Source organism: Collinsella sp. i05-0019-G5 (assembly GCF_042851345.1).
Taxonomy (GTDB): Bacteria; Actinomycetota; Coriobacteriia; order Coriobacteriales; family Coriobacteriaceae; genus Collinsella.
Window position 1 is genome coordinate 1,789,262 of sequence record NZ_AP031421.1, and the last position, 19,720, is coordinate 1,808,981.

General features: G+C 62.2%; 14 protein-coding genes. 2 read left to right on the forward strand and 12 right to left on the reverse strand.

Going from position 1 to position 19,720, the window contains the following annotated elements; genetic code table 11:
- Positions 1 to 50: 50 nt before the first annotated feature.
- Positions 51 to 767 carry a YoaK family protein gene (locus ACGHIZ_RS08390; protein WP_390447465.1) on the reverse strand — a complete coding sequence of 239 codons (717 nt, stop codon included), beginning with the start codon at positions 765 to 767 and terminating at the stop codon, positions 51 to 53.
- A gap of 256 nt (positions 768 to 1,023) precedes the next feature.
- On the opposite strand from ACGHIZ_RS08390, the gene ACGHIZ_RS08395 reads away from it, so the two are divergent.
- Positions 1,024 to 3,168, forward strand: coding sequence for a YgiQ family radical SAM protein (locus ACGHIZ_RS08395; RefSeq protein ID WP_390447468.1), 2,145 nt, complete (start codon positions 1,024 to 1,026; stop codon positions 3,166 to 3,168).
- Here ACGHIZ_RS08395 and ACGHIZ_RS08400 read toward each other — a convergent pair.
- The 11 genes from ACGHIZ_RS08400 to ACGHIZ_RS08450 all read right to left on the reverse strand — a co-directional run bounded on the left by ACGHIZ_RS08400 (position 3,165) and on the right by ACGHIZ_RS08450 (position 18,152).
- On the reverse strand, positions 3,165 to 4,076 hold the full coding sequence (locus ACGHIZ_RS08400; protein ID WP_390398597.1) for a CPBP family intramembrane glutamic endopeptidase: 912 nt from the start codon (positions 4,074 to 4,076) through the stop codon (positions 3,165 to 3,167). The two genes, ACGHIZ_RS08395 and ACGHIZ_RS08400, sit on opposite strands and share 4 nt — an antisense overlap.
- 83 nt (positions 4,077 to 4,159) lie before the next feature.
- A complete protein-coding gene (locus tag ACGHIZ_RS08405; protein WP_117583961.1) occupies positions 4,160 to 4,360 on the reverse strand; it encodes a type II toxin-antitoxin system RelB/DinJ family antitoxin in 201 nt (66 codons plus the stop codon).
- 215 nt (positions 4,361 to 4,575) lie between these two features.
- Complete coding sequence (locus ACGHIZ_RS08410; protein WP_390447471.1) at positions 4,576 to 5,934, reverse strand: ATP-binding cassette domain-containing protein; 1,359 nt, start codon at positions 5,932 to 5,934, stop codon at positions 4,576 to 4,578.
- 24 nt (positions 5,935 to 5,958) lie between these two features.
- Entirely contained in the window at positions 5,959 to 7,014 is a 1,056-nt protein-coding gene (locus ACGHIZ_RS08415) for an ABC transporter substrate-binding protein (RefSeq protein ID WP_390447474.1), read from the reverse strand.
- 2 nt (positions 7,015 to 7,016) lie between these two features.
- A complete protein-coding gene (locus ACGHIZ_RS08420; protein WP_390449916.1) occupies positions 7,017 to 8,771 on the reverse strand; it encodes an NADH-dependent [FeFe] hydrogenase, group A6 in 1,755 nt (584 codons plus the stop codon).
- Between the two features lie 50 nt (positions 8,772 to 8,821).
- A complete protein-coding gene (locus ACGHIZ_RS08425) occupies positions 8,822 to 10,654 on the reverse strand; it encodes an NAD(P)-binding protein (protein WP_390447477.1) in 1,833 nt (610 codons plus the stop codon).
- A gap of 256 nt (positions 10,655 to 10,910) precedes the next feature.
- Positions 10,911 to 12,293: a 6-phospho-alpha-glucosidase gene (locus tag ACGHIZ_RS08430; RefSeq protein WP_055310193.1), complete on the reverse strand. Its 1,383-nt coding sequence runs from the start codon at positions 12,291 to 12,293 to the stop codon at positions 10,911 to 10,913.
- A 3-nt stretch (positions 12,294 to 12,296) separates the two neighbouring features.
- Entirely contained in the window at positions 12,297 to 13,913 is a 1,617-nt protein-coding gene (locus ACGHIZ_RS08435) for a PTS transporter subunit EIIC (protein WP_117637359.1), read from the reverse strand.
- A 99-nt stretch (positions 13,914 to 14,012) separates the two neighbouring features.
- A complete protein-coding gene (locus ACGHIZ_RS08440; protein ID WP_199410582.1) occupies positions 14,013 to 14,831 on the reverse strand; it encodes a PRD domain-containing protein in 819 nt (272 codons plus the stop codon).
- A 54-nt stretch (positions 14,832 to 14,885) separates the two neighbouring features.
- On the reverse strand, positions 14,886 to 15,398 hold the full coding sequence (locus tag ACGHIZ_RS08445) for a PTS glucose transporter subunit IIA (RefSeq protein WP_158549076.1): 513 nt from the start codon (positions 15,396 to 15,398) through the stop codon (positions 14,886 to 14,888).
- 462 nt (positions 15,399 to 15,860) lie between these two features.
- Positions 15,861 to 18,152, reverse strand: coding sequence for a DEAD/DEAH box helicase (locus tag ACGHIZ_RS08450; RefSeq protein WP_390447481.1), 2,292 nt, complete (start codon positions 18,150 to 18,152; stop codon positions 15,861 to 15,863).
- A gap of 507 nt (positions 18,153 to 18,659) precedes the next feature.
- On the opposite strand from ACGHIZ_RS08450, the gene ACGHIZ_RS08455 reads away from it, so the two are divergent.
- The gene (locus tag ACGHIZ_RS08455) at positions 18,660 to 19,622 is read left to right on the forward strand and encodes an FHA domain-containing protein (protein WP_117817221.1); all 963 of its coding nucleotides are present in this window, start codon (positions 18,660 to 18,662) and stop codon (positions 19,620 to 19,622) included.
- Positions 19,623 to 19,720 lie beyond the last annotated feature (98 nt).

Sequence of the window (19,720 nt, forward strand, 5' to 3'; positions counted from 1 at the left end):
AGAAGATGAAAAATAATGCGGCAAAGGAACAACCCCTCTGCCGCATTCGGTTACTTTCGGCAGCCCTCTTTCCAAGCCTCGGCCGCAACCTTCCAGCGAAAACGCAAGTCGCGCTCGCGGTCGATGAACATGATGGCAAACGCGACAAACAGCAGCACGCTCGCCACCGCAATGGCGTGCAGGCCCATGCGCTCAATACACCAATTGCCCAGCACGGCGCCAAACACAAAGGTAAAGATCACGCCAAAGTACAGCAGGCCGTTTTCCAAAAAGCCACGCCTATGGGTGATGATGTAGTCGTCCACGTTTTGCAAGGCATTACGGAGGTTGCCGATACACATCGTCGTGGCAATGCCGTGACCATGGATCTTGCGGAAGCTCTCAACCTGCATGCCGCAGGCAAACGACGTGAGACAGTTGGCGAGCAGGTTGTAACCGCCACCGGGGATAAAGCTCACGCCCAGCAAGATGACGGCTTCAAAGAACACCGTCACTTGGCGCCAGTGAATCACGCTGCCAAACCGTTCGTGTACCAGGTCGGCAAGCATAATGCCCACGGCAAACGACACCACAGGGAAGAAGTAGCGCCCCGCAAGTGCCCAATTGCCCTCCGAGATGCTCACGCCCACCAGCAGTATGTTGCCCGTCTGCGCGTTAGCAAAAACATGATCGCGCCCAATGTACGAATAAACGTCCATAAAGCCACCGGCGAGCGCCAAGATGATGCCCAGCTCGATGGACTCCGATATCTGCTTGGCACGTTGCATCGTCGTGCATCCTCCTTGTTGACGACCCTCTCGTGCGTTGGCGGAAACATAGCCGCCGTTCATACTGTAACCCATTGACAACATGGCATGCGCGCGAGACGGGCTCCCCAACGCGCAGATACACAGTCTGGAAACAAACGGCGGGCGCGGCGCCACACCCGACGCCCGACGCCTCGTGTACTCCACCAGTCTTTTTAGCTCCGTCCCAAAAAGACTGGTTACAATTACGTGCAGCATACAGACACCGGGAGGGATCGTGGCAAAAAAGCCTCAGCACGCTCAGAACAGCCAACGCGGACAGCAGGGCAAACAGGGCCAGCAGCAAAAGCTCGGCGGCAAGGCGCAGGCCACGGTCGCCCGCGCCAAGCATTCCCAAGCGACGCCCACCCGCCCCTGGCGCCCGGGCCGCGATAAGTTCCTCCCCGTCAGCCGCGCCGATATGGACGCGCGCGGTTGGGACCAGTGCGACTTCGTCTATATCTGTGGCGACGCCTACGTGGACCACCCCAGCTTTGGTATGGCCATCGTCAGCCGCGTACTCGACGCGCACGGCTACAAAGTGGGCATCGTCTGCCAGCCCGACTGGACCGACCCCGTCAGCATCACGGTGCTCGGCGAGCCGCGCCTGGGCTTTCTCGTCAGTGCCGGCAACATGGACTCCATGGTCAACCACTATTCGGTGACCAAGCACCGCCGCCACACCGACGCCTATACCCCCGGTGGCGAGGAGGGGCACCGCCCCAATCGTGCCGTCACGGTCTACGGCAACCTCATCCGCCAGACGTTCAAGGACGCCCCCATCATCATCGGCGGCATCGAGGCGAGTCTGCGCCGCCTGGCCCACTACGACTACTGGCAGGATAAGCTCAAGCGCTCGGTGCTGCTCGATTCGGGCGCCGACATCCTCATCTACGGCATGGGCGAGCACGCGATCGTCGAGATCGCCGATGCGCTCGACGCGGGCCTGCCCATCGATCAGATCACCTATATCAACGGCACCGTCTACCGCACCAGCTCGCTCGACGAGGTCTACGACTACGACCTGCTGCCCAGCTGGGACGACCTTGCCGCCGATAAGCTCAACTACGCGCGCAGCTTTAACGTGCAGCAGCAGAACATGGACCCCATCACCGGGCATCGCCTGGTAGAACCCTACCCCAACAGCGTCTATGTGGTGCAGAACCCGCCGTCCGCGACGCTTACCACCGACGAGATGGACGAGGTGGCCGAACTCCCCTACGCACGCGATTGGCATCCCGATTACGACGCAGCGGGCGGCGTGCCGGCTTTTGCCGAGATCAAGTTTTCAATCAGCTCCAACCGCGGGTGCTTTGGTGAGTGCTCGTTTTGCGCGCTGACCTTCCACCAGGGCCGCGTGCTGCAGATGCGCAGCCACGACTCGATCATGCGCGAGGCCGAGCTGCTCACACACGACCCCGAGTTTAAGGGCTACATCAACGATGTGGGCGGACCGACGGCCAACTTTAGCCGCCCGGCCTGCGACAAGCAGCTCAAACATGGCGTGTGCAAGAACAAGCGCTGCCTATGGCCGAGCGTGTGCAAGAACATGGTGGTCGACGAGAGCGGCTACACGCAGCTGCTGCGCGACCTGCGCCAGCTGCCGGGCGTCAAGAAGGTCTTCGTCCGCAGCGGCATCCGTTTTGACTACACCATGGCCGATGCCTCGGACGAGTTTTTGCGCGAGCTGCTGGAGCACCATGTCTCGGGCCAGCTACGCGTGGCGCCCGAGCATGTGAGCGACGCGGTGCTCTCCGTGATGGGCAAGCCGAGCCGCGCCGTCTACGATGCGTTCTGTCGCAAATTTGAGCGCTTGAACCGCGAATACGGACTCAAGCAGTACGTAGTGCCGTATCTGATCTCGAGCCACCCCGGCTCGACGATGAAGGAAGCCGTGGACCTTGCCGAGGCCGTGCGCGACATGGGCTACATGCCCGAGCAGGTGCAGGACTTCTACCCCACCCCGTCCACCATGTCGACCTGCATGTACTACACCGGCGTGGACCCGCGCACCATGGAGCCGATCTATGTAGCGCGCGACCCGCACGAGAAGGCCATGCAGCGCGCGCTCATCCAGTATCGCAAGCCCGAGAACTACAAGCTCGTGCGCGAGGCGCTGGAAAAAGCCGGGCGTCGTGACCTGATCGGCTACACCAAGCATTGCCTGATCCGTCCCGTACCGCCGCGCCCGGGCGAGACGTCTGCTGGCGGTGGGCATGGCACCGGCAAGAAGGGCGGCAAGCCGCACGGTGACGCCGGCGCTGGCAAGGGGCCTAAGGGCAGCAAGGGTCACGGCGGCATGTCGCGCGCGCAGAACACCGCAGGCCGCAACCGCGCAGCTCAGGGGCGTCAGGGTGCCAACGGAGGCGGTCGCCGCAACTAGCGAAGTGGTGCACTCGCTGCGTCCATCCCACACGCTTGGCGCAGCGAGCGCATTGCCTCCACCAGGATCACGCCGGCGATCGCGACCGTGATTATCACGTCGAGCGGCGTGTTCACAAACCACAGCAGGCCCATGAGGTACGACCCGGCGTTAAAGGCAAAGTGCAGCAGAATCGTGTAGCGGAGCTTTCCGGTGGTCACGAGCACCCAGCCAAAGACCAGACCGGCGGCGCCGGCGTAGCAGCCCTGCACCCAGTTCATATGCATAAAGCCAAAGACCGCCGCCTGCAGCACAATCGCCGCGGCGATGCCTCGCTTGTCCGGCGCCGCCCAGGGCACCATGGCGCCGTCTTGCGCGTTCGCGCGGCGCCGGCGTTTCCAGAGCGGACGGCACTGCGGGTTAAACGCTCGGAGCGAAAACTCAAAAATGATACCGCGCACCAGCAGTTCCTCGCAAAACGGAGCGCCGAGCACCGTGGTCAGGACGGCCAGATAGCTCGTGTCGCCCATGCCCGTCTCCTCGACAAGCTCGCTGTAATCGGCCGCCGCCTCGGGCAACAGCGACAGCACGGCGTCGGTCACGTAGCCAACGACCACCTGCAGGGCAAGGCCGATCACGATAACGCAGGCGATGCGCCTCCATGCTTTGCCTGCTCCCCCGCCAAGCGGGCGCTCGCCCTGCCAGCGCACCATAAACGAGCGCGGCCACAGATAACGCCACCACAGCAGCGCCATCAAAAACGATACCGTCTGCGCGACGGCCTGAAGCAATTGAATGTCGAGGTCATCGATTGAAAAACCCATGAACACCGATGCGACGCCAAGGGCGGAGAACAAAACGACGCTCAGGGCTATATCGGCAGCGACGACGCCAAAACAGGCAAGCGCCCAAATCATCGCATTGAGCATGCCAACCTCCTCAAAACCGTTCCCTAGTTCTACCACAACTCGGCAGAGAGCTGATCCCATGGGGATGGAGGAAAACGGATCACTTATTGATGAGAATCAGGCGCAGTGCCAAAGGCCCCGTTGGGCGAAATGTCGAACGGAAAGGTGCCGCAGCGATTAAACGCGGCGATAAACATGCGGATGGCGTTGGACGGTGTGGTGCCCACGAGCTGGGTTGCCGCCGCGAAGGCCGCCTTTTCCTCGGGCAAGACCTTCGCGACAACCGGGGTCATGTGTTCTGCCATGGCGCTTCCTTTTTGAAACGACGGTGGTGCGGATAGATGCGGGCCACGCGGCTGGGCGACGGGCTGTGAAGGCAACCCGATTGGCCCGCATCTGGAGTTTGTTTCTGCGGCGTTGGTATTACTTGGTATTCCTAAGTATTACCCCGCAGATAGAATACCACAGCCGACCCCATGGGGACGGAGGAAAACGGATCATTTTGTTGCTGAATTAGTATTTAGAGCGTGATGATGTCAGAGATATCGAGAGCCTGAGCGTCGGCGGCATCGTGCGTGGCGAGCAGCAGCATGCGACCGTCGAGCAAGTCGAGCACGACCTCGGCGCATGCGTCGCGCGCAGCGGTATCTAGACCGGTAAAGGGCTCGTCCAGAATCACCGCATCGCCTGGGCACAGCAGGGCGCGGGCAATCTCGACGCGACGGCGTTGCCCGCCCGAAAGCTCGGCCATGCACGCATTCACATCGATTCCCGGCACCAGCAGGCGCAGCAATGCCGCGGCGCTCGAAGCATCCGCACGCGCATCGGCGCACACCAGCACGTTATCCAGCGCCGAGGCGGACTCGACCAAGCGCGCGTCCTGAAACACCATCGAGCACGGCGCGCACTCCCCCGCTGCCAACGAAAGCAGCGTCGACTTGCCCATGCCCGAAGCACCCATCACACAGATACGCCCGCCCGCGGGCACGTTGAGCACCAGACCGTCGAGCGCCGGCGCCCAGGGCGCACAATCGCCCACGGCAAGCGCAAGCTCCGCCGCAGCGCCGGCGCCAGCAGAGTCGCCCGAACGCCCGCGAGTACCACGCCCATGTGCCCACACGGCAGCACGCCACGCCGCAGGCCCCGAAGCCCGCAGCAGCCACACCAGTACGCGCTCGCATGCCCACGAAGCCATAACAACCAGCACGGTCCACGCCAGCAGGTCAGCCGTCTCGATGAGCAGCTTCGCCTGATAGATGCGCTCGCCAACGGTGCCCGTCGCCATGCCGATCAGCTCCGCCGCCACACCGGCCTTCCAGCTCATGCCAATCACCGCTTGCGCGCACGAAAGCACAAACGGTAGAACTTCGCGCCAGGTATGGGCGCAAAACAGGCGCCAACCCCGTACGCCATGCAGGCGAAACATCTGCTCCAGTGGCTTATCCGCTTGCGTCAAACCCTCGACCAGCGAGAAATACACGCCCGGCAGCGCCATCAAAAAGACCGCCGCAATGCTCACGCGCGCCGACCCCAGCCAAATGAGCAGCAGGACTACCACGCAGGCGACCGGTGTCGCCTTTACAAACGACAGTGCCGGAGCCACCAGGCGCGCAAACGCCCGCGACCGTGACGAAATCCCGGCAAGCACGCCACCACACACCGCGGCAAGCGCTAGCCCGCCCAGTATCCGCGCGCCCGAGCCCGCCAAAATCACCCAGGTACCGCCATCGCACACCAGGCGCAGCAGCGCCAAGGCAACCGCACCCGGCCCCGGCAAAATCAACGGCTGCGCCACGAAACCCGCCATCAGCACCCACACGGCAAGCCAAAAGGCGGCAACGGCACCTGCTGCCGCCACCGCCTTCATACGCTCTGTCATTTGTCGAGCAAACGCGCGCACGGGCTACTCCATGTAGTAGAAATCGTCAGCCGGAAGTTTACCACCCACGGCACTCGCGTCCGCGTCGGACAGCACCTGCAGATACCCGCTAAGTGCCGCCTTCATATCCTTGCCCGTCTGGCAGACAAGCATGCACCCGGGAATCGCCTTCTCGGCGATCTTGGCGTTATCCACGATGCCGGCATCGACCACGGCCTGCGCCCAGTCTGCTGGCGCCGCATTGACAGCCTTAACGCTCGCCGCATGGCAGCTCAAGAACTCCGCCACGGCCTCGGGATGTTCCTCGGCAACCGCGCGGCGCACCACGGTCACACCCGTCAGCAAGCGCGAGCCCGTGTCACCCGCCAGCTCATCCCACGCATCGGTCAGGCTTACCGGAGCCGACAGCTTGCCTTCGCTCTTTGCGATGGCAGCTGTCTTGAACGGCTCCGGCAGCACGCCCACGGCGGACGGGTCGGCAAGCAGGGCCGACAGCACCTCGGTGGGCTCGCTCTTAAACTCGAGCGTCACCTGTCTGGTCAGGCCCGCGCGCTCCAGCAGGTAGTTCATGACGTACTCCGGCGTGGTGCCTTTGCCCGTCATGTAGACGGTACGACCCGCCAGATCACCAAACGAAGTAACGTCCGCGTTACCCGTCACCACGTTCAGCACGCCCAGCGTGTTGATGTCGATGACCTGCACCGCGCCCTCGGTCTTGTTGTAGAGCACGCTCGCCACGTTGGCGGGCACCAGGGCAATGTCGACATCGCCCTGAATCATCTTGGGCACGATCTCGTCGGCCGCGGCGCTGATCGCAAAGTCGAACTCGTTATCCGTGGCATCGTCGGCCGCCTGGTCCATAAACTGCACCAGGCCAATCGAGGTCGGTCCCTTGAGCGAGGCGACGTGCACCTCGACCGGCTCCGCAGCAGCACCGGCACCGTCCGTGGCAGCCGAGCCCGCGGCGGGCCCGGCACCGACAGCCCCGCCGCCACAGCCCGCGAGCGCAAGCGACAACGCGCCCACGGCGAGCGCCGAGGCAAACCCCCGGCGCGTCATCTCAACATCAAACGCGCGCATCGCTAGCACTTCCCCTCGTTAGGCATCGACCAGGCGTGATGGTCGGTATGCAGCAACTCCTCGGCCAGCGGCGAGAGCGGCGCGCCCAAAAACTCGCGGTAGCACGCCTGAACATCGGGGTTCTCGTGCGAGAAGCGAATGTCCGCAGCGGCATCCAGGCCCCACAGCACCTGGCCGCGCTCGGCCGCCAGCTCGCAGCCGTCGTGAATGGACTGGCCGCCGCCACCGACGCAGCCGCCCGGGCACGCCATGACCTCGACGAAGTCATAGCTCGCACGGCCGTCGCGAATCGCATCGAGCAGGCGGGCAGCGTTGCCCAGCCCGTGCGCCACGGCGACGCGCACCTTGGTGCCATCGATATCGGCCACGGCCTCCTTCCAGCCATTCAGGCCACGCACGTCGGTAAAGAAATCCGCATCGGGGTTCTTGCCCGTCACCAGGTAATAGGCCGAGCGCACGGCAGCCTCCATCACGCCTCCCGTGGCGCCAAAGATCACGCCCGCGCCCGTGCCGAAGCCCAGCGGCGTATCGAGCGGCTCCTCGGTAAGCGTGTCGACGCTCACGTGGCTCGCGCGAATCATGCGTACCATCTCGCGCACCGTCAGCGCAACGTCCACATCGGGCACGCCGCCCTCGCCCACCATGCTCGGCAGCGCACACTCGGCCTTCTTGGCCGTGCACGGCATCACGGACACCACGAACAGGCGCTCGGGCTCCACGCCCAACACCTTGGCGTAGTACGTCTTGGCAATGGCGCCGAACATCTGCTGCGGCGACTTGGACGTGGACAGGCTGTCGACAAACTCCGGATAGCGCGCCTTCACAAAGCGCACCCAGCCCGGGCAGCAACTCGTGAACATGGGCCAGCCGCGACTGTCGCCCTCGCCCTTGGAGGCAGCGCCCAGGCGCTCGAGCAGCTCGGATCCCTCCTCCATAATGGTGAGGTCGGCCGAGAAATCGGTGTCGAACACGTACTCAAAGCCCACGCGGCGCAGCGCGCAAGCCAGGCGTTCGACGGTAGCCTCCTCGCGCGGAATGCCGAGCTCCTCGCCCCAGGCGCTACGCACGGCCGGCGCAATCTGCACCAGTACAATCTTGTCAGGATCGGCGAGAGCATCGAACACGGTCTCGGTATCGTCACGCTCGCGCAGGGCGCCCGTCGGGCAATGCGTGATGCACTGACCGCACGCGACGCAATCGGTCTTGCCGATCGGTGCACGCCCGCGGGTGCCCACGGCGGTATGCGTGGCGCGGTTGGTCAGGTCCCAAATCCCTAAGCCCTGCACGCTCTCGCACACCTTGATGCAGCGCATGCATTTGATGCACTTGTCGTTATCGCGGATGATGGGGAAATCGAAGTCCCAGCCCTCGCGCGCCAGGTGCTGCTCGTACGGCAGATAGAAAATGCCAAGGTCGTTGGCGATGGTCTGCAGGTTGCAGTTGCCGCTGCGCACACAGCTCGTACAGCGCGAGTCGTGCTGGGACAGCAGCAGCTGCACGTTGGTGCGACGGGCCTCGCGGGCCTTGGGGCTGTTGGTGTGGACCACCATGCCGTCGAGCACGTAGTTGTTGCAGGCGGCAACCAGCTGTTCGCAGCCCTCGACCTCGACCACGCACACGCGGCAACCGCCGATCTCGTTCAGATCGCGCAGGTAGCACAGGGTGGGAATCTGGATGCCGACGGACTTGGCCGCATCCAGGATCGTGGTGTGCTCGGGCACCACGACCTCGCAATTATCGATCGTGAGCTTGACCATGTTGAGTGCTCCGCTTTCGGTGTTGTCGCTGACAGTGGTTTTGTTGGGCTCTACCATTCCAGGTTCCTCCCTCCGCGGAACGCGCCAAAGCCAAAGTGGTCGCAACGCAGGCAGCGGCTTGCCTCCTGGCGTGCCTCCTCCTCGGTAAGGCCCTGCTCGACCAGATTCCAATCGTGGATGCGCTCGCCGGCTTCGCGCTCGCCCAGCTCGCAGCGGCCGCACTCGTGCTTGCCCTTAAACTGCACGGTCGGCAGCTCAACGTCGAGCTTGATCTTGTGGTCAAAGCCCAGATAGCGGTCGATATTTGCCGAAGCAACGCGGCCGGCGTTGATGGCACGGATGACGGTGGCGGGGCCGGTCTGGCAGTCACCGCCGCTAAAGAGGCCATCGAAGTTAGGCACGGCGCCATCCGAATCGGTGACGACGCGACCCCACTTGCAGGCGATGCCCATGTCCTCAAACGGCTTGGAATCGATGTCCTGGCCAATGGCCACAAACACGCGCTCGCAGGGAATGACGCGCTCGGGCGTGGCGGCGGCACGCGGGGCCGGACGCCCACGACGGGGCTCGCCGATGATCTGCGGCTGCACGCGCAGGCCACTCACGCGACCTTCCTCGCCCGTCTCGATAGCGAGCGGGGCGGTCAACTCCAGCACCTCGCAGCCCTCGGCCTGGGCACCGGCGATCTCGGCGTCCTGGGCCGTCATGTCGCAGATGCGACGGCGGTAGACGATGCTCACCTTTTCGGCACCGCAGCGCACGGCGGAGCGCGCCACGTCCATGGCCACGTTACCGCCGCCGATGACGCACACGCGCTGGCCGCTCAGGTCGGGCAGCTCGTCATCGCCGATGGCGCGCAGCATCTTGACGGCCGACTCCACGCCGGGAGCCTCTTCGCCCGGAAGGCCGAGCTTCTTATCGCTGTGGGCGCCAATGGCCAGGTAGACGGCATCGACCTCGTCGCGCAGACGGGCAAGCTCCTCGCCGTTGACGGAGTGGTCGAGCTCCACGTCGATGCCGGCGCTCAAGATCCAGTCGATCTCGGCCTGCAGGCGCTCGCGCGGCAGACGATAGCTGGGGATGCCGTAGCGCAGCATGCCGCCCAGGTGGTGGCGCTGCTCCAAGATGGTCACCTTGTGGCCCATCACGGCCAGGTAGTAAGCGCAAGAAAGACCGGCCGGGCCGCCGCCGATCACGGCGACGCGCTTCCCGGTGTTGTCCACCACATTCGGCTTGTGGTCGTTGAGGTCGCTATGCTCAACGGCAAAACGCTTGAGGGCGAGGATGTTCATGGGGTCGTCGACCATGCCACGGCGGCAGTGCATCTCGCAGGGATGCTCGCACACCAGGCCGCAGACGAGCGGCAGCGGATTGTTCTTGCGGATGACCTTGACGGCGTCGGCATAGCGGCCGGCCTCGACCAGCGAAATGTACCCGGGAATGTCGACGTGCGCCGGGCAGCCCGAAACGCACGGGACGCGGGCCTCGCGGTCAAAGCCGCAGGAGTGCTCGCGAATGTGGTGCTCAAAATCGTCGCGGAAGCCGCGAATGGCCGTGAGTGCCATGGCGCCAGCTTCGTAGCCGATGGCGCAGTCGCTCGAAAGGTAGATGGTGCGGGCGGTGCGCTCAATCAAGTTGAGCGTGGACTCGTCGGCGCGGCCCTCGAGCACATCGGCGAGCAGGTCGCTCAGCGCGCTCAGGCCCACGCGGCAGGGCGTGCACTTGCCGCAGCTCTGGGTGGAGCACAGATTGACGAGCGCTGCCGTAAACTCAACGGGGCACGGGGCGAGCGAACTCACCGCCAGACGACGTCCGAGCGCATCGTGCAGGTCGTCCATGACGGCCTGAGCGTGGCTGCGTTCCATTACGTGCAGTCGAGCCATAAGATCCCCTCTCACATGGCAGCCCGGAGGCGAGGCCGGGCGAAGTTGCTACACGCACAACACTGACCTAAAAAGTTGTTAGGTCTCCACGCAGTTCGGCAGGCGGTATGAAATGTCACCCTCGGCGGTGAAATAGAACATTACCGCAGATAAATGCCATATTTGGTAAAACGCGTTACCAAATGACAATGCCCCGCCCACGCAATCACGTGGACGGGGCATTGCTCCAGGTATGCGGCCAGCGACCCTGTTGCTTTTACTTAAGCTCGGGCCAGTAACCCTTGTTGGCCTCGATCATGTCGTCGAGAACTTCCTTGGCGACCTTCATCGAAGGCACGGTCTTGTTGAGCGTAAAGGCCTTGAGCGCCTTCTCGTACGAACCCTCGATCGTGGCCTCGACCACGAGCTTCTCGGAGTTCAGCTGCTGCATCATAAGACCCTGCTGGAACAGAGGAATGTTGTCACGGCTGATGACCTCGGGGCCGTTCTTGCCAATGTAGGCAGGCAGCTCGACCATGGCGTCGTAGGGCATGTTGGGGATAGCGCCCTTGTTCTCGCAAATGACCAGGAAGCGCTGCTTGGTATCGTTCTTCAGAGCGATGGCCAGGTCGGCAATCCAGTCGCCGTGGCTGCCCGCATAGAACGTACTCTCGTCGATCTCGCCGGTCTTCTCGTAGTGGTCGATGCCGTCGAAGAGGTTCTTCTCGCGCGTCTCCTCAACCTCGTTAGCACGGGTGCGCTCGGGGTTGGAATGCTCGACGAACTCCTTCTGCTGCAGGTAGTAGTTCAGATACGTGTTAGGCAGGTACTCCGGGAAGCACTCCATGATCTCGTACTCGCCCTTCCAGACGTAGTACCAGCTGCCCTTGGTGTGGCGGTTCTGCTCGGGGTGCTCGTCAGTGGCCTCCTCGGGCTTCTTTGCCATGAGCGAGCCCATGCCCTTGAGGTAGGAGTCGGGCAGCAGAATCTCGTGCTCCTTGATGTACTCGCGCAGCTGCGGGAGCACCTCCTCGCCCTTGTGGCGGATCGAGGTGAACCAACCAAAGTGGTTGAGGCCAAAGTAATCGTACTCGACATCCTTCTTGTCGATATCGAGTGCGGCGCAAACCACGTCGATGATCGCGATCGGCATGTCGCAGATGTTGATGATGCGAGCGTTGGGACGCAGCACGCGGCAGCCCTCGGACACGATGGCAGCAGGGTTGGAGTAGTTGAGAATCCAGTAGTCCTTCTTGGCGTACTTCTCAACGTCATCGATCAGCTCGACCATGGGGAAGATGGTGCGCATGCCGTAGGCAAGGCCGCCGCAACCGCAGGTCTCCTGGCCCACGCAGCCGTGACGCAGCGGAATCTTCTCGTCCTGCTCGCGCATGGCATAGCCGCCCACGCGCATCTGGGCAAACACGAAGCTCGCGTCCGTAAAGGCAGTCTCCTTGTCGGTGGTCACCGTGAGCTTGATGTCCAGGCCAAGGTCCTCGTGCAAAATCCAGTCCACGAGCACGCCGATCTTGCGCTGGCGCTCCTCGTTGATGTCGTACAGACGAATCTCGTCAACGTCGAGCTCGTCCTTGCGCAGAGCGATGGACTTGACGATGCCGGGGGTAAAGGTGGATCCGCCACCACACAGAGTAATGATCATTGTTTACTGCTCCTTCTCAATTGCGTTTTCGACCTTGTCGCGCATCTCGGCGACCTTCATGCCAAAGATGATCTGGATATTATTGCCGTTGCGGTTGATGCCGCTGTTGGGCACGTGGTTGATGAGGTCCTCATTGATGAGGTCCGGGTTCTTAACGTTCACGCGGAGACGCGTAAAGCAGTTCTCGAGCTCCTCGATGTTGTCCTTGCCACCAAGACCTGCGACCAGGTCGGCAATACCTGCATCGACGCCCTCTGCGGGGGCCGCGGCAACAGCGCCCTGCTTCACCGCGACAGACGCGGCGGCCTCGCCCTCGGCAACGGACTCAGCAAGCTCGGACTCTTCCTCGCGACCAGGCGTGTGGAGGTTGAGCTTCTTAATAAGGAAGGTGAAGAGGAAGAAGTACAGAGCGGCGTTGACGACTCCAAGCACCAGCATAACCGGCCAGTTGGTCTTGTCGACACCGAGGACCAGGTTGGAAACCACGATGTTGATGATGCCGCCTGCAGTCGAAGCGGGCACGGAGAGGACCTTGAGCAGAACCAGGAAGATGCCGGAAAGAATCGAGTGAACGACAAAGAGCACGGGAGCGGCAAAGACAAAGAGGAAGTCCATGGGCTCGGTCACGCAGGAGAGCACGGCGGTGATGATCAGCGGGATGATAACGGCCTTGGTCTTATCCTTGTTCCCCTTGTAAGCGGTGAAGATAAAGGCGAGACCGATACCGATGTAGGGCCACAGGTTGTTGAAGGTGTAGCTGTTGAAGTAGGTGCTATCGGAGAAGGGCTGGCCCGTCATCGCCATCTCGGCAACACGGATGGGATAGGCGCCGGCGATAACCTGATCACCCAGCGTAAGGGTGCCGCCCACATCGGAGAACTGGAACGGGGTGTAGATGAGGTGGTGCAGGCCGGTGGGAACGAGCAGCTTGTTGAGCATGCCGTAGATAAACAGACCGATGTTGCCCGACTCCTTAATGATGCCGGCAACGGAGGAGATGGCGCCCTGAACCGGAGGCCAAACGATGCAGAAGCCAGCGCCCATGATCCAGGAGATGATGATCATGATCAGGAACGGGAAGCGAACGCCCGAGAACATCGAAAGGGCAATGGGGAACTGCTTGTTCGAGTACTTGTTGAACACGGCACCGGTGATGCAACCAAGAATGATGCCGCCAAACACGCCGGTATCGAGCACCTGAATGCCCATAACGGTGCTCTGGCCGGTTCCGGTAAGACCGAGCATGCCGCTCGCTTCGGCAAGAGAGCCGGTGGCGTTGAGTACGATGTTGTTAGCCTGCAGGAACAGGAAGAACGACATCAGGGCAATCAGCGAAGCATGGCCCTTGTTCTTCTTTGCCATGGCGCCGGCGATGCCCACGCAGAACAGAATCGAGAGGTTGTTGATGATAAACATCAGCGACTGATAGACAACGGCGCCCACAAGCTGGAACGGACCGGAGCCCAGCACAGGGATCACGGCGCAGATGGTCTTGTTGGTCAGAATAATGCCCACGATGAGCAGAATGCCGGCAACCGAGAGATACATCATCGGCTGAACGATTGACTTCGCGAACACCTCCAACGGCGCTTTGAAATTGAACTTCTTTTTTGCGGTCATAGCGGTACTCCCCTTCCTTTTCCGCAAATTAAGACAGATGTGCCCTGGACAAGACCGTGAGCCTTGCCTTATATCAATCGATGTGTGGGCACGTTATGCCTAGAGACCAGGTTCTCCAAGCAGGTTAACAATGTGATATGCGAGATAACTCTTCTCGGCATCGGTAACGACAACGTTATAGGTAGACGCTAAGTGGTCGGCAATTGACTCCGCACACGAGAACGCCCTCGGATACGCCGTTTCATCGATACGGAACAGCGCGTCGCCATTGATCTGCCCGGCCGCGGGGTCAAGCGCCCGCTGTGCGAAAAACTGCAGGTGGCGGACGAAACGCTCATAGGGCAGCGAGGTGTCATCGAGGGTCGTAGCATAGCGCTCGGAAACAATCGCAAGCACGTCGCGAACAAGCTGGACCGAGATGATGAGACGGTCGGAGCGTTGCGGCATGGTGGCGTTGACGATATGCAGCGTAATAAAACCCTGCTCTTCTTCGCTCATCTGGATGCCCATATACTCCTTGACAATCTGCAGCGCACGGCCCGCAAGCGCATACTCCTTGCGATAGAACTGCTGGATCTCGAGCAGCAACGGATTCTCGCAGGGGACGCCCTTGCGCTCGCGCTCCAAAGCAAGGCTGATATGGTCTGCGAGAGCAATGAGAATCTTGTCGTTGATATCAACATTGAGCTCTCGACGAAGCATCTGAACGATGTCCTCGGAAATCACGAGGTTGACGGTGGGGATGGACTCTAAAAGATGTGCCAAGCGGTCAATCGTACGCGAATCCTGAGAAGTTCCCTCCTGCAACGCGTAGGTCTTTTCGACCGATGCCTCGTCGATGGCATCGCCGGCATGACGGCCAAAGCAGAGGCCTCGACCGATGACGATGAGCTCAGAGCCATCGTCCGAAGTGACCATTGCGACGTTGTTGTTGAAAACTCGCTTGATAACCACGGTACCCACCACAAGAATTTACTCGGAAAGCCAGACGACAGGCTCTTTAACAGCAACAGGGCCGGAAGCGTGCTCACGAAGAGTCGAGTTCTCCGAACGCTCGCACACGATAACGAAGACCGTGGGATCGAAGCCGGCGGCGCGGACCGCGTCGAAATCGACCTCGACGAGGGGCTGGCCCGCGTCGACATGGTCACCCTGGGCAACAAGCGCATGGAAGCCCTTGCCCTCAAGTTTAACAGTGTCGATTCCGATATGCAGCATCACCTGAGCAGAGCTGTCGTCGGACATGATGCCCAGTGCATGCTCGGTCGGGAACAGCGCCGCGACGGTGCCGGAAACAGGAGCGCACACCGTTCCCTCTTGGGGAACCACGGCAACGCCATCGCCCACGGCACGGCTGCTAAAAGCGGGGTCATTGGTATTTTCTAGATGAACAAGCTCGCCGGAAACGGGAGCGAGGATTTCGAACTCGGAAGCTGCAGTCTTCTGCTCATCCGAACCGCCCATCAGGCGAGAAAAGAAACCCATGGTGGCATGTCCCTTCATAAATATAGCCCAACCAAAATCAAGCGAATGCATCCATAGAGACACACCCGTTCAAAGACTTTGGTTAGGCCCACGTCCGAGGGACTCGGTAACCTTCCGCATTTCTTTTTACGGGAGTTATTGTAGACAAGCCCAAAGCCGGAACAATCATTATGACCGGCGAACGGTATTTTTTCTCCGATAAACGGTATTTATGCGGCACTTAGGGACGTTCCTTTTCTGCCGGCACCCAGGGACACTCCTTGCTCTGGCCCCTTTGCACCAATCATGAGTTGCGGTGAAATAGGGGCTGAAAAGCCGCTCAAAAGGCCAAAACAGTCCGTATTCCACCGCAGCTTCAAAACGTTGGTGCATATGAACCTGTCCCCCTTGCACCAAAAAGGGCCCCGAGCAAAACATGCCCGGAGCCCTCTGGTCGCCTCGACTTACCGCGCGACACGTGTGTTACTTGCGCTTGCCGCCGCCGTCGCCGGGACGACGGGAGCTGCCGCCGCGCTTGCCGCCGCCGTCGCCGGGACGACGGGAGCTGCCGCCGCGCTTGCCGCCACGGCTGTTGCCATAGCTGCCACGGTTATCGCGACCGCCGGCGCGGCCGCCGCGGGAGCCGGCCTGGTTGCCGCCACGCCCGCCACGATAGCCGCCACGACGCTCCTCGCGGGTATCGTCGTAGTTGCGCCAGTCATCGCGACGATCGCGGCTGGCACGCGGATCACGACGATCGCGCGACTCGTTAGAACGGCCAGCGCCGCTGCGGCCGCCATTGCCGCGAGCACCCTCGCGACGCTCGCCGCCGCGGCTACCGCGCTCTTCAAAGCACTTGCCGCCACGGGACTCACCGCCACGGGCACCTCGCTCACCGCGACCCTCGCCGCCGCGACGCTTATCACGGCCACCGCGCTCGTCATCGCGACCGGAACGACGACGGTCGCCCGAGCCGCGCTTGCCGCCACGCGAGCCACGGCCCTCGTCCTCGCGATCGACACGACGACGGCCACCGCGGTCCTCGTCCTCGCGGCGACGGCGATGCGCCTCGCCCTGGAACTGCTTGGCACGACGCTCGGCACGGTTACCGCGCGGGGCCTGCTCGACGGCGGCAGCACCGCCGCGCTCCTCGGCAGCCACCTCGCGGGCCACGCTCTCCACAGCCTCGTCCACGCGAGCCTGAACGCCCTCGCGCACGCGGGTCTTGCCGCCGCGCTTGGGACGGCTCGGACGCTCGCCGTCGCCGCGGCGCTCGTCGCGGCCGCGGTTGGAACGACCAGCAACGTCGCCGTAATCGTCGCCGTTGCGCTTACCGTCGCGACGCGCTTGCTCGAGTTTCTTCTTGCTCTTGGACTTGCCGCGCTTGGTCTTCTTCTTCACCTTAAAGGCGGCAGGATCGCGCTCGGGGTCAACGGCGGGCGGGTTGGGACCCACGTGCAGGTCGCCCGCTTCGTAAATATCGGCCGTCTTGTCCATGAGCTTCTCAATCTCGTAGAACTCGTCGACGTCCTGCTCGGTCACAAACGTAATGGCCCAGCCCAGCTCGCCGGCGCGGCCCGTACGGCCAATGCGGTGGATATAGTCGGTCGGCTCGGCCGGCACGTCGAAGTTCACGACGTAGCGCACGTCGCTAATGTCGATGCCGCGGGCGAGAACATCGGTTGCCACCAGCACGTCGACGGTGCCGTCGCGGAAGGCAGAAAGCGCGCGCTCGCGCTGGGCCTGGCTGCGGTTGCCGTGAATCGCGGCGGCCTTGATGCCCTTGCGCTCAAGGCGACGGCAGCAGCTGTCGGCGCGGTGCTTGGTGCGCATAAAGACGATGGTGCGCTCCGGGCCCTCCTTTTTGAGGAACTCAGGCAGCAGGTTGTTCTTTGCCTCGATGGACACCGGGAACACAAACTGATCGACGGTGTCGGCGGTCGACGTGGCCGGCGCGATCTCCACGCGGGCCGGGTCGCTCACCAGGTCGGTGATCTCGCCCACGGCCTCCTCGTCGAGGGTCGCCGAGAACAGCAGCGTCTGGCGCTCGGCCGGCGTCTCGCGCACAATGCGGCGGACGGCGGGCAAAAAGCCCATGTCGAGCATGCGATCGGCCTCGTCGAGCACCAGCACCTTGACCTCGTTCAGATGGCAGGCTCCCTGCTCGATCAAGTCGACCAGACGGCCCGGCGTTGCGACCAGGATGTCGCAGCCGTACTTGAGGGCAGCGGTCTGCGGCTTGTAGCTCACGCCACCCACGACGGTCACGGCAACGTGGCCGGTGACGTCGGCGATCTTGCTGGCGACCTCGTCGATCTGCTGGGCGAGCTCGCGCGTGGGGGTGATGACGAGCATCACGGGGCCGCGGCCGTTGCCCTCGGGCTTCTTGGCACCGCGACGGCGGTTGCGGCCGCCGCGCTCGCGTACGGGTTTGGGAGGAGCGATGTGCTCCAGGTTGTTCATGGTCGGCAGCAAAAAGGCAGCCGTCTTGCCAGTGCCGGTCTGAGCGGCGGCAAGCAGGTCGCGGCCTTCGAGCACCACAGGAATCGAACCGGCCTGCACGGGCGTCGGCGCCGTGTAGCCCAGGTTCTCGATAGCACGAAGCATCTCGTCGGAAAGGCCCAGCTCGTCAAAGGCGGGCAGGCTCTCGGTAGCGGACTCGACGGCCTGGGCAGCATTGGCCTCATCGGCAGCATCGAAGGCAGCCTGGGTCATGGCCTCGCGGGTCTCGTCCAGAATCTCGGCGTCGGTGACGTCGGATACAGAATTACGCATATGTTGTTGTTCCTTATCTGCACGCGCAATGGGCACGGCATGCGGCCGCGCGGGCGTGCTTGGTAGTGCGCTAATACATACAAAAACGGGTGCGCACAGAGAGGACGTTGCTCAGCACGCTGGCGATCGCTTTGGCAGCCCTATCACGCGCCGTCCAGACGCAGCAGCACTAAGCGATGGAGCAGATTCGCCGCGGGTTAGTATACCCGTGCTTCGCATGCCCCCACGTAAACCACAGATGACGAGGCGGACGCGGCGGGCCCGGCTGATTGTCTCAATCTGTAACGGCTGCGGAGCAAAACCGGCCCTAAATGTTACAGAACAAGACAGAGGGGGATTTCCGTCCAGTCCAAACCAAATCTCTCAGTCTTCCTGCAATTTCGAACATGTGGCCTATAATGTTGCTTTGGTTACGCTATATATTGCGCAGCCATTTAATACGTCGCCCACCGGGGGCCATTAATTCCTATCGCCATATTGGCTAGGAAGCAATCAAAGGAGGTATCCGTGGCAGCAGAGACGCCTTGCTCGGTCCTCTATAACGATATTCGCTCGTTCGGCGGTCTTAAACATCTCGAGATCGCCCGAATGCTCATCAATGGAAACTCTTATCTCGGCAGTACCCTGCTCGAGAAATGCTCTTCCAACCGCTCGTATCTCACCCGTTACATCGTCCATCGCGAGCCTGACCAGTGCGCGCCCGCCATCTACAGCGACTTTGCCATCACCACGCTCAATCTTTCCGCGGCAATCTGCAGCAAGCTCGGCAGCGGCGAGTCCGCCTATCAGGCAATCGCCGAGCACTATCGCGGCCCGGCCGCCAACGAAATGATGTCGGCTCTCGCCAGCTACAAGTTGGACAGCCGCCTATATGCAAATGCCCTCAATCGCATCGACAACTTTGACGGCAATGCCGTGCGCGAGAAGAGTACGCTTTACCTTATGCTCTTTGTGGCAACGGGGGCGCTCGCTGACCCCATCCAAGGCGTGGCCACCGTCGAGCGCTTTTGCGACAGCAAGACAGGCGGGCACTTTGGCACCACCGAAACTACCGTCGGACGTGGCTTTATGAGCAGCCTGGAGCAGCCGCGCACTGTCGCCCCCAACCTCGGTCTGCTCAGAACCCATGCCGACAACTGCGCCGACATGCAAATCCATCCCCTCACACGCGATCCGCGCGGCACGGTAATTGGGTCCTTGCCCAAAACCTCGCCCAGCATCACCGATGTAGGCACCGATGCATCGCGCGAGCATCTCCGCATTTGGCTCGAAGGTGGACGCTGGTACGCCCAGGGCCTTGGATCGACCAACGGCACAGTGCTCGAATCGGGCGCGGGCGACGGCGATATTGTGATTGAGCCGCCGCGCGACCAACGCGAACCCGGCAAGATCTATCCCCCGGTGGAAATCGAAAACAGCGACAGGCTTCACTTGGGTCTCCATACAACGTTTCTCGTTATTGTGGACTAGCGCGGGCGGTGATCGAAAGACGGTCACCGCCCGTCTTTCGTCTACTGCCTTCTACGTCGTAAACGACAATACCCAGCGGTATACGTGGGCAGTGCGGC